The sequence below is a fragment of the Flavobacterium rhamnosi genome (assembly GCF_048286515.1).
Taxonomy (GTDB): domain Bacteria; phylum Bacteroidota; class Bacteroidia; order Flavobacteriales; family Flavobacteriaceae; genus Flavobacterium.
Window position 1 is genome coordinate 53,873 of the sequence record NZ_JBLVPS010000006.1, and the last position, 13,840, is coordinate 67,712.

Annotated in this window: 14 protein-coding genes; 5 read left to right on the forward strand and 9 right to left on the reverse strand. The window is 37.4% G+C overall.

Going from position 1 to position 13,840, the window contains the following annotated elements; all coding sequences use genetic code 11:
* Window positions 1–99 precede the first annotated feature (99 nt).
* Window positions 100–1,494 (forward strand): exopolysaccharide biosynthesis polyprenyl glycosylphosphotransferase, encoded by a 1,395-nt coding sequence (locus tag ACNQGN_RS06875; protein WP_417987104.1) that lies wholly within the window; start codon window positions 100–102, stop codon window positions 1,492–1,494.
* 3 nt (window positions 1,495–1,497) lie between these two features.
* On the opposite strand, the gene ACNQGN_RS06880 is transcribed toward ACNQGN_RS06875, so the two are convergent.
* The gene (locus tag ACNQGN_RS06880; protein ID WP_417987105.1) at window positions 1,498–2,637 is read right to left on the reverse strand and encodes a lipoprotein N-acyltransferase Lnb domain-containing protein; all 1,140 of its coding nucleotides are present in this window, start codon (window positions 2,635–2,637) and stop codon (window positions 1,498–1,500) included.
* Window positions 2,638–2,693: 56 nt separating this feature from the next.
* Window positions 2,694–3,764, reverse strand: coding sequence for a putative type IX sorting system protein PorV2 (locus ACNQGN_RS06885; protein ID WP_470303622.1), 1,071 nt, complete (start codon window positions 3,762–3,764; stop codon window positions 2,694–2,696).
* 193 nt (window positions 3,765–3,957) lie between these two features.
* On the opposite strand from ACNQGN_RS06885, the gene ACNQGN_RS06890 reads away from it, so the two are divergent.
* On the forward strand, window positions 3,958–4,671 hold the full coding sequence (locus ACNQGN_RS06890) for a CDP-alcohol phosphatidyltransferase family protein (RefSeq protein WP_417987106.1): 714 nt from the start codon (window positions 3,958–3,960) through the stop codon (window positions 4,669–4,671).
* A gap of 8 nt (window positions 4,672–4,679) precedes the next feature.
* On the forward strand, window positions 4,680–5,540 hold the full coding sequence (locus tag ACNQGN_RS06895) for a glycoside hydrolase family 25 protein (RefSeq protein ID WP_417987107.1): 861 nt from the start codon (window positions 4,680–4,682) through the stop codon (window positions 5,538–5,540).
* A gap of 6 nt (window positions 5,541–5,546) precedes the next feature.
* On the opposite strand, the gene ACNQGN_RS06900 is transcribed toward ACNQGN_RS06895, so the two are convergent.
* The 5 genes from ACNQGN_RS06900 to ACNQGN_RS06920 all read right to left on the reverse strand — a co-directional run bounded on the left by ACNQGN_RS06900 (window position 5,547) and on the right by ACNQGN_RS06920 (window position 8,872).
* The gene (locus ACNQGN_RS06900; protein WP_417987108.1) at window positions 5,547–5,777 is read right to left on the reverse strand and encodes a DUF5808 domain-containing protein; all 231 of its coding nucleotides are present in this window, start codon (window positions 5,775–5,777) and stop codon (window positions 5,547–5,549) included.
* Between the two features lie 70 nt (window positions 5,778–5,847).
* The gene (lptB, locus tag ACNQGN_RS06905; RefSeq protein ID WP_035667905.1) at window positions 5,848–6,588 is read right to left on the reverse strand and encodes an LPS export ABC transporter ATP-binding protein; all 741 of its coding nucleotides are present in this window, start codon (window positions 6,586–6,588) and stop codon (window positions 5,848–5,850) included.
* Between the two features lie 154 nt (window positions 6,589–6,742).
* Entirely contained in the window at window positions 6,743–7,099 is a 357-nt protein-coding gene (locus ACNQGN_RS06910; protein ID WP_417987109.1) for a carboxymuconolactone decarboxylase family protein, read from the reverse strand.
* On the reverse strand, window positions 7,092–7,907 hold the full coding sequence (gene tatC / locus ACNQGN_RS06915) for a twin-arginine translocase subunit TatC (RefSeq protein ID WP_417987110.1): 816 nt from the start codon (window positions 7,905–7,907) through the stop codon (window positions 7,092–7,094). Before tatC ends, ACNQGN_RS06910 begins: the two co-directional genes overlap by 8 nt.
* Complete coding sequence (locus ACNQGN_RS06920; protein WP_417987111.1) at window positions 7,907–8,872, reverse strand: KpsF/GutQ family sugar-phosphate isomerase; 966 nt, start codon at window positions 8,870–8,872, stop codon at window positions 7,907–7,909. Before ACNQGN_RS06920 ends, tatC begins: the two co-directional genes overlap by 1 nt.
* An 85-nt stretch (window positions 8,873–8,957) precedes the next feature.
* On the opposite strand from ACNQGN_RS06920, the gene recQ reads away from it, so the two are divergent.
* Window positions 8,958–11,153, forward strand: coding sequence for a DNA helicase RecQ (gene recQ / locus ACNQGN_RS06925; RefSeq protein ID WP_417987112.1), 2,196 nt, complete (start codon window positions 8,958–8,960; stop codon window positions 11,151–11,153).
* Window positions 11,154–11,202: 49 nt separating this feature from the next.
* Here recQ and ACNQGN_RS06930 read toward each other — a convergent pair whose 3' ends face one another.
* A complete protein-coding gene (locus ACNQGN_RS06930) occupies window positions 11,203–11,436 on the reverse strand; it encodes a hypothetical protein (RefSeq protein ID WP_417987113.1) in 234 nt (77 codons plus the stop codon).
* A 191-nt stretch (window positions 11,437–11,627) separates the two neighbouring features.
* Here ACNQGN_RS06930 and ACNQGN_RS06935 point away from each other — a divergent pair, with 191 nt between their 5' ends.
* The gene (locus ACNQGN_RS06935) at window positions 11,628–13,190 is read left to right on the forward strand and encodes an NAD(P)/FAD-dependent oxidoreductase (protein ID WP_417987114.1); all 1,563 of its coding nucleotides are present in this window, start codon (window positions 11,628–11,630) and stop codon (window positions 13,188–13,190) included.
* 80 nt (window positions 13,191–13,270) lie between these two features.
* Here ACNQGN_RS06935 and ACNQGN_RS06940 read toward each other — a convergent pair whose 3' ends face one another.
* The gene (locus ACNQGN_RS06940; RefSeq protein ID WP_417987115.1) at window positions 13,271–13,657 is read right to left on the reverse strand and encodes a cupin domain-containing protein; all 387 of its coding nucleotides are present in this window, start codon (window positions 13,655–13,657) and stop codon (window positions 13,271–13,273) included.
* Window positions 13,658–13,840: the final 183 nt, after the last annotated feature.

Below are 13,840 nucleotides of genomic sequence, written 5' to 3' on the forward strand. Positions count from 1 at the left end.
TAATATGTTAAAAAGAGAATTTTGTTAAAAAAATTAACATATCTTAAATTTACTTCACGGCAAAAGCACTAAATTGCACCAAAATCCTAAATACCATCCATGTTTTCAGTTGACAAAATGCATTTTGAGATATCGGAGCGAATGATGATTCTTCGTTTCTTTGATATTTTTTTTGTTTTGGGAGCCTTGTTCCTGGTGGGTTATGTATTTGATTTTGATTATTTCACAATCTCCACTACTAATCGCTATTGGATTATAGTTTTAGGAGTTTATCTTAATCTTTTGGGGACTATATTCGAAATGTATAATCTTCAAGTAGCCAGCAATCAGTTTCAGGTGTTACGAGGTACTATTCTTACATCATCAACAACCGTTTTGGTGTATTTGTTAACCCCTTTCTTTTCTCCGGAATTGCCAACCAAAAGAATCGAAATCCTCTTGTTTTATCTGGTTGTATTCACGTCCTTGTTTTTATGGAGAATGTTTTATGTAGCATTTTTAGCTTCCAATAGGTTTCTTCAGCATGCCGTTTTGATATGTGATAAAGAGCAGGTAAAGGAGTTGATCCAAGGATTAGAGCATATTGATCCGCATTATAAAATAGTTGCGTTTGTAAATGCCAATCCTAGCGAAGATGAAATGTCGCATTACCACTATGTTCCAAGTATTAAAAGGGAAGAGTTGTTTGCCTTTGTAAAAGAAAATCCTATATCTGAAATTGTAATTGCCTCTCAAAAAACAGAAGGAATTACCACTGAATTGTATCAGCAATTACTTCGTTTACTGGAGTCCGGGAGCATTATTCGGGAGTATACCCAGGTGTATGAAAGTAAAACACATCGAATTCCGGTACATTATATGTCGAGAGATTTTTACCGATTTTTTCCTTTTAGCAGAAGCAATCACAATAAGTTGTATCTGTTAGGTGTGAGAGTTTTTGAAATAGGCACTTCGATACTTGGATTGGCTATTGGTCTGTTCTTATGTCCATTGATTGCAATTGGTAATGCAATCGGAAATAGAGGAAAGTTGTTTTATACTCAGGAACGAGTAGGCAAAGACGGAGTGGTATTTGAAATTTTAAAATTCAGAACCATGATCAGTAATGCGGAATCAAACGGTGCTGTTTTCACCACCCCAGACGACGCCAGGGTAACGGTATTTGGGAAGTTTCTAAGAAAAACAAGAATTGATGAATTCCCTCAATTTATAAATATTTTAAAAGGGGATATGGCGGTTATAGGTCCTCGTCCCGAACGCCCTTTTTTCGTCAAGGAAATAGCTGAAATAATGCCTTTTTATGAAACCAGACACATTATTAAACCAGGTCTTACCGGTTGGGCACAAGTCAATTATGCTTATGGGGTGACCATTGATGACAGCTTGATCAAACTGCAGTACGATCTGTATTATATCAAACACAGAAGTGTTTTTCTGGATTTGAATATTGCTTTTAAAACAATTACTACTGTATTGTTTTACAGAGGGCAGTAGTTTTTAAATGATGATTGGTATGCGTTTTTTATTCTGAATGGCCAGTCTCACTAAAATAATTCCACTTGCAATTACCAAAGGCAGTACAATAAACAAGTGCGCTTTATTGATTATAATGATCAGGTAAATAAGTACCGAGAGGATATTGAATGCTGCCAGGTTGTAAATCCCTTTTTTGTTTTTTGTTGCGTAAAAATAAAGCAGTCCTAATAGGGTTGGATTAAACAACAAAATATTATAATTATAGGCTAATTCTTTATGAAGTGAACAAAATCCCACAAACGCGAAGAATAGACCTAATAACCCCATGATAGTAAGGTAAAACAAATCAATACTTTTCTTATTGATCAGGACAACGAAACCAAGAAGTAGGATATAGCTATAGCTGTTATTCCACCAAGAGCCGGAAACTTCTTTTTTGAATTCGATTATGGTTTTGTTTTCGGGAGCCAAGGGCTGATTCTGAAAAGAAACTTTTTTGAGGCTTTTTTGTAATTCGTAAGGCAGAAAGATTTGCGTTCCCAGTCCATCCACTTTTTTGCCGAAGATGATGCTCGTTCCTAATTTTTCGTAAAAGTGATTGTCAAAATAAGGATACAGTATTGTTCTATAGGTGATATCGGTATCTGCATTTTTAACAATTGCGACTGTGTCTAGTGTCTTATTGATGATATCAACCACCATTGATGTACAGTTTTTGTCAATAAATTTATATGTGTAATGACTTTCTCCTGAAGCTAATGAGGTGTTGAGGTTGTCGAATAATTGTTGTTTCAACGGTGAAGGAATATTCAATTCCTGCTCATAAACGGATCTTTTTTCATAGGTGTATTCATTGATGAAGTCAGCGTAGGGATGCACTACGGCAAAATACTGTAAATCTCCTTTGATGAATTTCATAACGAAATTAGGCGTATTAAAGTCGAAAGCGCCATAGTTATAGACTAGGTCGATCTTATTGGAAGCATCGCTGATCCTAATTGCGGTATGACCAAACATGGAATAGGATTCGTTGCCCGTACCACAAGTGAGCACGCTGACTTTTGCCTCTTTTGACAATAAAAGGTTTTGAGCGAAACTATGGTGTGTAGTTGCAAACAGGAATAGGAAAAAGGAAATTTTTTTTAATAAAGAAATATTCATGTGTCTTGCTGTTTTATTGTCCTTATGTTATTTTTAATGGTTTAAGATTTTTTAAATTAATTTCTAAACAACCCTAAATCTACTTTTACTGAAAAGATATTCGAATACAAAGCAGTACTCTGATTGCCTAAGTCAGTCAATGCATAATCAATCTGGATGCCTTTGTACTTAAATCCCAATCCAATATTGGGCTGAAAACCTACTTTTTCGGTGCTGTCCAGCTGTTCTACATTTTGAAAATTTCCCACACCTGCACGTACAAAGACCAAATCGGTATACCCAAATTCCAATCCTATCGCGGGATCGATACTTACAAAATCAGTCGAGATCAGGTCATTCGTTTTGGTAAATCGCATATTCATATTGGCTGCAGCCAAAAGGCTGTAGTCATACCTGATGATAAACTTTTTGGCGATGCCCAGCTGGGCTTTTGGGGCTGTAATTTCGCTGCTTTCCGGTAATTCCTGGTTTTCTCCGGGTATGGCATTGGCGATTTTTTTGTATTCCTCTTCGTCAATATTCCATACATTGTACGTAGTGGTTATATCACGTAGCATTAATCCAAATTGCCAGCTGTTTTTTTCGAATTGTAATCCAACATCAAAACCAAATCCCCAGGAGCTGGCAAACTTTCCGATGATTCGTCGTATTACTTTGGCATTTACGCCGTATTGAAATCCGGGAACGGGGAGTTCTCGGGCGTACGAAAAGGTGAAGCCATAATCAGCTGTTGAAAAAAGACTGATTCGGTTGTAGTCAATATTGCCTTGACTGTCGATTAATTCCGTGGTATTCAAAATATCATCCACGCCAAAACGGATTAACGAAATTCCCCAAGCGCTCCGATCGTCTAAAGGACTACCATAAGCGATGTAGTCGTATTGTGCAATATTGGCAAAGTAGTTGGCATGCATTAACGATACCTGATGGTCTTCCAGATGCAATAGTCCCGCAGGATTCCAATAGCCTGAATTGACATCGTTAGTGGAGGCCACAACCGTATTTGACATACCTAAGGCAGCTGCATCAACGCCGATATTCATAAACTCATTCGAGTATTTTCTGACCGCTTGACTGTAATTTAGGGTACTGGCCAAAAGCAATACAAATAAGGAGGCTTTTTTCAAGAGTATTGTTTTTACAAACTGAAAGTCTGTTTAATTTTTATCAAAAATATAATTTTTTACTGAGGTTATTTCTTCCTTTGTACAAATATATACTAACAAGAAAGAGCTGTTGAAAAATCTCTATTAAAAAACGTACTTCTCTTTGACTTATTACATTAAATTTGTCAACTTTGGTCCACTAAACTTTATCACTATGAATATTAAAAAGCATGTTCCCAATAGTATCACTTTGCTTAATCTTTTTTGCGGTTGTATCGCTTTGGTTTTCGCATTTCATCGTAATTTTGAAATGGCTTTTTATTTCGTTAGTTTAGGGATATTTTTGGACTTTTTTGATGGCTTTTTTGCCCGTTTGTTTAAAGTTTCCAGCCCGCTTGGTTTGCAGCTGGATTCTTTGGCCGATATGGTTACCAGTGGTGCAGTGCCTGGTTTAGTGATGTATCAGATGATGGTGGACAATTCAACCGGTGGAGAGACTTATTTACAAGTCTTTCCTTATTTGGGTTTCCTAATCACCTTAGGTTCTTGTTACCGTTTGGCGAATTTTAATATCGATACCCGTCAGACTGATTCTTTTATTGGTTTGCCAACCCCTGCCAATGCCTTGTTTATTTTAAGTTTACCGTTGGTTTTAAGTTATTCCGATTCGCTGATTGTTCTTGAACTTTTGACAAATCAATGGGTGCTGTTGGTGATTGCTTTATTGAGCGCGTATATTTTGAATGCTGAAATCCCGCTATTTTCCTTAAAAATCAAAAAGTTTAATTTTGCTGACAATGCCCTTCAAATTAGCTTTCTGGTCCTTTCTCTTTTGTTATTGATTTTCTTCCACTATTTGGGAATTCCTTTACTGATCATCTCTTATGTTTTACTATCGGTCGTGAATAATAAATGGCTAAAAAAGTAAGTTTTTGAATGAAAAGAAAAACGGTTAGAAAAACCACAGCAGTTCGTAAGCCGAAAAAGAAAGCGTCTATTTTCTCGCGTACCTTCGTGAAGTATTCGATTGTTGCTTTTGTTGTTGTACTGCTTATTGCTCTTGGTTATCATTATCGGGAGGGTCTTGCCTATTATTTTAGTTTTAAATCAGATAAGGTTCTGAAAAAGGAGGCGGAAGCCAAACGCATTTCTGATGTTCGAAATTTTCAGGTTTTAGAAAAACACGAAGGAAAAAGTATCGGTGTGGATGTTTCGGAATACCAGGGAAGAATCCGATGGACGTATGTGGATACCTTAGAGGAAAAATATCCCTTAGATTTTGTGTTCATTCGTGCTACAGTAGGAAGAGACAGAAAAGACCGTCGGTTTGATCGAAACTGGCTTGGCGCCAAAGAAAATAAAATGATTCGTGGGGCCTACCATTATTACCGTCCCAATGAAAATTCGCTCGAACAAGCCGAACTTTTTATCAAAACCGTTACGCTGCAAAAAGGGGATTTACCTCCTGTTTTAGATATCGAAAAACTCCCTAGAAATCAATCGCTTGATAGTTTAAAAGTTGGGCTGAAAAGATGGTTGAAACGCGTAGAGCAGCATTATGGTGTAAAACCTATTATCTATACCGGTGAGCGATATTACGACGATTTTTTGAAAGAGGAATTCAGTGACTACCTTTTTTGGATTGCCAATTATAATTTTTATAGGGAGGAAATAAACGAAGACTGGTTGTTCTGGCAATTCACCGAAAAAGCATCGGTTCCGGGAATCAAAGGGAATGTAGATGTCAATATTTATAATGGCGATCTACAGCAGTTGCAATTTATAACCAAGGAATAAAATAAGTTAGAGGTCTTTTTTGATGATTGAGAAAACAACGAAAGCGAAAAATAAAAGAGATCCAATCAGAAAAAGAATTGATTTCGGATTGGCAAAATTTATCGTGACTCCTATCCCTGGAATTCTTTTAGGTGGTGTAATTCTTTTGTCTTCGGGGTTGAAATAGAAAACACCCCAAATCCAATTGTTAGGATCATTGATCCATTTTTCTTCCGTTTCTTTACTTGGATTCTTCATGATTCTTTAGATTATAATCAGGTAAATATAGTTTTTACAAAAGGGTGCTGCACAAAGTTTTTTTTCAGTTTTAAAACTCTAATTTCTTTTTACGCAATTCAAAGTTTTGACCCAAGTATACTCTTCGTACCATTTCATCTTCAACTAATTCTTCCGGGATTCCGGCTTTTAAGATTCCACCTTCAAACATAAGGTAGGTTTTGTCTGTAATTGCCAAGGTTTCCTGTACGTTGTGATCAGTGATAAGAATACCAATGTTTTTGTTTTTTAATTGCGCTACGATTCGCTGGATGTCTTCTACGGCAACGGGATCGACACCTGCAAAAGGTTCATCCAGTAAGATGAATTTTGGATCTGTGGCAAGACATCGTGCAATTTCGGTACGACGGCGTTCACCACCCGAAAGTAAGTCTCCGCGGTTGGTGCGAATGTGTTCCAGACTAAACTCTTCTATTAAACTTTCCATCTTCGCTTCTTGTTCCGCTTTGGATAGTTTTGTCAGTTGTAATACACTTAAGATATTATCTTCAATACTTAATTTTCTAAAAACAGAAGCTTCTTGTGCCAAATATCCAATTCCCTGCTGTGCTCTTTTGTACATAGGGTAATCGGTAATATTTAAATCATCTAAGAATATGTTGCCTGAATTTGGTTTAACCAATCCTACTATCATATAAAATGAAGTCGTTTTTCCAGCACCGTTCGGTCCTAAAAGTCCCACGATTTCGCCTTGATTCACTTCTACCGAAATGCCTTTTACAACACTGCGTCCTTTATAGGTTTTGATTAGATTTTCGGCTCTTAATTTCATATTCGGATTCTTATATTTTTAGATTCTTGGATTTTAGGCAAATAAACGAATAAACCGATAACCCAATCCTCCCTTTAACAATTATTTAGTTTCTTTCCCTATTCAGCTATGTGCCTAAAGGGAAAGGAATCGCTTTTTTTATTTGGTGTAAATGTTATTTTGAAGTGCCAGTTTCTTCCAGTGCTTCCCAGAATTCATAGGCTCTGCGCAAATGAGGTACTACAATAGTTCCTCCAACAAGCGTTGCTATTCCCATGGCTTCCATCATTTCTTCTTTGGTTACCCCTTCTTTGTAACTGGTTTCCAAATGGTATTTTACACAATCATCACAGCGCAATACTGCTGAAGCCACCAGTCCCAAAAGTTCTTTGGTTTTCACGTCTAGTACACCGGCAGCATAGGCATTGGTGTCCAGATTGAAAATTCGTTTTACAATTTTATTGTTGTCTGCCAATAATTTTTCGTTCATTTTAGAACGGTAGTCGTTGAATTCTTGAATGATATCAGCCATTTATCTTTTTTTGATTTTTTACTACAATTTTTGAAATTAGGATGCTTGCCTCGTAGATCAATAGCATCGGAATAGTTACAATTATTTGACTCACCACATCTGGTGGGGTAACAATTGCGGCAACGATAAGGATGATAATTACGGCATATTTCCAATATTTTCTTAAGAAAACAGGTGTTACTAGTCCTAATTTAGTCAAGAAATAGATAATGATAGGCAACTCAAAAAACAAGCCACAAGCAATCACACTTGTTTTTACCAAGCCAATGTAAGAGTCAATACTAAATTGGTTTTTTACCACCGCACTAATGGTGAAAGTAGCAAAAAAGTTAACCGACATGGGAACGATTACAAAGTAACCAAACAGTACTCCCAAAAAGAATAGCATTGAGGATGAAATCACGAAAAGTCTCGCGTGTTTTTTTTCTGTTTCATAGAGTGCCGGGCTGATGAATTTCCATACTTCCCACAATATGAAAGGGAATCCAAGGATAAATCCAGCGGTTATACAAGTCCAGATCAACACGTTGATCTGTCCTTCCATATTCGTGTTCTGGATGATGAAAGGCATCTCAGTTACGCAAATGCTTTCGGCAAAACCCAGGTGATTTGATAAATCACAAAAGAATCGGTACGTTATGAAATTAGCATTTGTTGGTCCAAAAATGATGACATCAAAAATGTAATCACTAACAAAAAAAGTAACCGTAGCAAGAATTAATATTGCCATTGTACTTCTAACCAATAACCATCTCAATTCTTCAAGATGATCTAAAAACGACATTTCGTTTAAGTTTTTCTTCGCCATTATACTATTCCCTCTTTTAAAATATCATGTAAATGTAATACTCCTTTGTACTCACCGTTGTCTACCACAACTAATTGTGTAATGGAGAAGTCTTCCAGGATGTTCAATGCGTCTGCAACCATGGCTGAAGAAGGTATTAATTTTGGATTTTTAGTCATAATATCTTTGGCGGTCAAATCAGTGAAAGAGTCTCTTTCGTTTAGCATTCTTCGGATGTCACCATCAGTAATGATTCCGACAACTTTATTTTCATCCACAACAGCAGTAACACCAAGGCGTTTCTCTGATATTTCGAAAATAACTTTTTTTATTGGTGTGTCCGGAGTGACCATTGGTTTCAAAGTGTGTTCCAGCATGTCTTTTACACGCAGTAATAACTTTTTGCCTAAAGCGCCACCTGGGTGGTATACCGCAAAATCTTCCGGTTTGAAATCCCGCATTTCCATCAGGCAAACGGCAATGGCATCTCCCATCACTAATTGTGCTGTGGTACTATTTGTTGGTGCCAGATTGTTTGGACAAGCCTCCGCATCTACCGTAGTGTTCAGAACAAAATCGGAACCTTTGGCAAGAAAAGAAGTCATGTTTCCGGTAATGGCAATTAAAGTATTGCCAAAACGTTTTAAAAGTGGTACCAAAACTTTTATTTCCGGGCTATTGCCACTTTTCGAAATGCAAATAATACTATCGTCATTTTGAATCATTCCTAAATCCCCATGAATCGCTTCTGATGCATGTAAAAATAAAGCGGGAGTTCCGGTAGAATTAAAGGTGGCTACCATTTTTTGAGCAATAATGGCGCTTTTTCCAATACCTGTCACCACTAATCTTCCTTTGGAATTATAGATGTTTTGTGTGGCTTCAATGAAATTTTCATCAAGAAATTCGGTTAGTTTGGCAATTGCTTCACTTTCAGATAAAATAGTTTTTTTGGCGCTAGCCAATATATTTTCTTTTGTTATCAAAACAGAATGGTTAAAATTTGTATGTTTAAAAGAATTTTGTATCTTTATGTGATGCAAATTTATACAAAATACCACATAATCAAGAATGAATTCAAACGAAATTGATATCCACAAAGAATTAAAAAAATATTTTGGCTTCAGTCAATTTAAGGGACTACAAGAACAAGTTATTAATAGTCTCCTTAGTAAGCAAAACACATTTGTGATTATGCCAACAGGAGGAGGAAAGTCACTCTGTTACCAATTGCCTGCTTTAATTCAGGAAGGAACTGCCATCGTAGTTTCTCCTTTGATCGCTTTGATGAAAAATCAAGTTGACGCCATTCGTAGTTTGTCTTCTGAAAATGGTGTAGCCCATGTTTTAAACTCTTCACTTACCAAAACCGAAATCACCCAGGTTAAAAAGGATATTACGTCCGGTTTAACCAAATTATTATATGTTGCCCCGGAATCTTTGACCAAAGAAGAGTATGTTGCTTTTCTTCAAACGGTGCCGATTTCCTTTGTGGCGATTGATGAGGCCCATTGTATTTCTGAGTGGGGTCATGATTTCAGGCCGGAATACCGGAATCTAAAGAACATCATTAAGCAATTGGGAGATGTACCAATTATAGGCCTGACCGCTACCGCTACGCCCAAAGTGCAGGAAGATATTCTGAAAAACTTAGACATGACGGATGCGACTACTTTTAAAGCATCATTCAACAGACCTAACTTATATTACGAAGTACGTACCAAAACTAAAAATATTGAATCGGATATTATCCGTTTTATAAAACAGCACAAAGGCAAATCAGGAATTATCTATTGCTTAAGTCGCAAAAAAGTGGAAGCTATTGCCGAAGTTTTGCAAGTAAACGGAATAAGCGCCGTCCCTTATCATGCGGGATTGGATGCTAAAACCCGTGCCAAACACCAGGATATGTTTCTTATGGAAGATGTCGATGTGGTGGTGGCAACCATCGCTTTCGGAATGGGGATTGACAAACCGGATGTTCGTTTTGTAATTCACCACGACATTCCTAAATCATTAGAAAGTTATTATCAGGAAACGGGTCGCGCAGGTCGTGACGGTGGTGAAGGACATTGTCTTGCTTACTATTCCTATAAAGATGTCGAGAAATTAGAAAAATTCATGTCGGGTAAGCCCGTTGCGGAACAGGAAATAGGTTTTGCATTGTTACAGGAGGTTGTGGCTTACGCCGAAACTTCGATGTCCAGAAGAAAATTTTTGCTCCACTATTTCGGAGAAGAATTTGATGATGTCAATGGTGAAGGAGCCGATATGGATGACAATATCAGAAACCCCAAAACAAAAGTAGAAGCCATTGATCAAGTGGTGAAACTATTGGAAGTGGTACGGGATACGAAGCATTTATACAAATCAAAAGAAGTTGTTTTTACGTTGATTGGCCGTGTCAATGCCGTCATAAAAGCGCACAGGACTGATACGCAGTCTTTTTTTGGATGTGGTTCAGATCACGATGAAAAATATTGGATGGCCTTATTGAGACAGGTTCTTGTGGCAGGGTATTTGTCCAAAGACATTGAAACGTATGGTATCGTCAAAATAACCGAAAAAGGATTGCATTTTATTAAAAATAGAGAATCCTTTATGATGTCTGAAGATCATGAATACAATGAATCTGAGGACGAAGCGATTGAAACTGCTGCGAAATCTACTGGAACTGCCGATGCATTATTGATGGGTATGTTGCGGGATTTACGTAAAAAAGTAGCCAAGAAATTAGGTGTTCCTCCATTTGTGGTTTTCCAAGATCCATCACTCGAAGACATGGCTTTGAAATATCCGGTTTCCCAGGACGAATTGATTAATATTCATGGAGTAGGGGAAGGGAAAGCAAAAAAATACGGAAAGGAATTTCTAGAATTAATAAGCCGATATGTAGAAGATAATGATATTATTCGCATAGAAGACCTAGTGGTAAAATCTACCGGAGTTAACTCGGTAAATAAGCTCTATATCATTCAAAATATCGACAGGAAATTATCGCTGGATGATATTGCTTCGGCCAAAGGAATTAACATGGATGCTTTAATTAAAGAAATGGAGCAAATTGTTTATTCCGGAACTAAGCTAAATATAAAATATTGGATTGATGATATGCTGGACGATGATCAGCAAGAAGAAATTCATGGTTATTTTATGGAATCCGAATCCGATAACATAGAAGATGCCCTAAAAGAATTTGATGGGGATTATGATCTTGACGAACTGCGCTTAATGCGAATTAAGTTTATTAGCGAAGTGGCAAATTAGCAGACTGTTCAGTAATCAGTGCTTTACTAGAGGCACTGATTGCTGCCAACTAAAATAACTCTCCTCGATGCGGTTTCAAAGCATCACGTACCTGAATCATGTGCTCGTCTGTCACTACCATAAAAGCGATGGCCTGCATTTCGCCATGAATTTCAAAACCCGTGATATTCAACGGTAATTTTTCAATTGCTATATATTCTTTCAAATGAATTTCGTGGTGCTCGGCAGTTTTTGCAGCAGCAGGTCCACGGAAATCCCAAATCAGTTTTATTCTTCTGGACATTTTTTAGTAGATGTAGTTGACAAATTTAAAGTGCCAAAGTTACAAAGTCTGATTTTAAAATTACCCTAATTTGAAAATTTGAAAATGGATTCTGTATTGAATCACTAATTTCACTTCAAAATACTATTTTTGTACTTTGTTTTTGTTTTTCGAATAAACGATTGAACAAAGCAAGTATTAAACAAGATAAAATGCCTCAAGAACTCCTATTACAAGTAACACCGGAAATCGCTGCGAATGAATCGCTGCTAAAAGAATATTTATCGAAACAGATCAAGGCTTCCGTAAATGAAATTCAGCATGTTTCTATTTTAAAGCGTTCTATTGATGCGCGTCAGAAAGCGATAAAAATCAATTTGAAAGTGGCTATTTATTTGAAAGGAGAACCTTTTCAGGAGCATAAATTCCAACTTCCCAATTATAGTAATGTGGCAACGGCTCAGGAAGTGATTATTGTTGGTGCCGGACCTGCAGGGCTTTTTGCAGCATTGCAACTGATAGAATTGGGTTTGAAACCAATAGTTGTCGAACGTGGAAAAGATGTTCGCGGCAGGAGAAGGGATTTAAAAGCCATCAATGTCGATCATCTGGTGAACGAAGATTCTAATTATTGTTTTGGCGAAGGCGGAGCGGGTACCTATTCGGACGGAAAATTATACACACGCTCTAAAAAAAGAGGTGATGTAACACGAATTCTGGAGCTATTGGTAGCTTTTGGTGCTTCGGAAGATATTTTAATTGAAGCGCATCCGCATATTGGAACCAATAAATTACCTCAGATTATTCAGGATATTCGCGAGAAAATCATCGAATGTGGCGGACAGGTTTTGTTTGAAACACGATTGACTGATATTTTAGTTAAAAACAATGAAGTACAGGGAATTGTTACTCAAAATGGAGACACTATTCTTGCTAACAAAATAATTTTGGCCACTGGACATTCTGCACGAGATATTTTCGAATTATTAGATCGAAAACAGATTTTTATCGAAGCCAAACCTTTTGCCTTGGGTGTAAGAGCCGAGCATCCACAATCGTTAATTGACAGTATTCAATACAGTTGTGATTATCGTGGGGAGCTTTTGCCTCCCGCACCGTATTCTATTGTGAAGCAAGTGGGGGGTAGAGGAATGTATTCGTTTTGTATGTGTCCCGGTGGTGTGATTGCACCATGTGCCACCAGTCCGGGTGAAGTGGTTACCAATGGCTGGTCGCCATCCAAAAGGGATCAGGCTACTGCCAATTCCGGAATTGTAATCGAGTTAAAATTGGAAGATTTTAAACCCTTTGCCAAATTCGGTGCTTTAGCCGGAATGGAATTCCAAAAAAGTATCGAGCAAAAAGCATGGCATTTGGCCGGGGAGACCCAAAAAGTTCCTGCACAACGCATGATCGATTTTACCCAAAATAAAGTATCCTCAGAAATCCCTAAAACATCCTATGTTCCCGGAACTACTTCCGTAGAAATGGGACAGGTGTTCCCTGGATTTTTAACCCAAATATTGCGAGAAGGTTTCTCTGAATTCGGGAAATCCATGCGCGGTTATTTGACTAACGAAGCGATACTTCATGCACCGGAGTCAAGAACTTCTTCGCCAGTGCGTATTCCCAGAGATCCATTAACCTATGAGCACGTCCAGATAAAAGGGCTGTATCCTTGTGGAGAAGGAGCCGGTTATGCCGGTGGAATTATCTCCGCTGCCATTGATGGAGAGAAATGCGCTTTGATGATAAAAGAGAGTATTGGAAAGTAATTTTTTTTTGATATTCCCGCTTTAAAAAAGGAAGCAGCCCGATACAGGCTGCTTCATTGTAATTTTTTGAATAAAAGCTGTTATTTTTTTTTCGGAGCAGGTTTTATTTCTGTCACCACAAGCTTTATTGTGTTCTTTCCAACGTTTTTGCCCTTATGGGTAACCGGAGTAAAATACAGGACATCTCCCATTTTAAATTTGGCAGTTGTCGCGGGTTTACCTTTTTCGGTAATTTCTATAGTCCCGTCAGTTAAAGCATAGACAGTGTGGTGTGGGTGACTGTGCGTAGGCATCATTTGGCCTGGTGCAAATTCAACGGACATGACTCTTACTTTATCATTGTTAAGAAGGATTTTTTTATACACTTTAGGACCTGCTGTCATAGGATCCTGTGCCTGCATCCCTGTACTCATGATCAGGAATAATCCAATAAGTACTGCCGTTGAAATCATTTTAATTGTTCTCATTTTATTTCATTTTTATTGATTAAACATAGGCTGGACAATGGTTAGATTGTCCATTTCTCACTATTATTTTGTTGCGTTTTTTATAAGGCAAATAAAATTTTGTTAATCGTAGAAAATTTAATTTTTAAACAAGTGAATGGTTCTCAATTTGTACAGCAAATAGGTGTTGTTTGAAAAAAACTG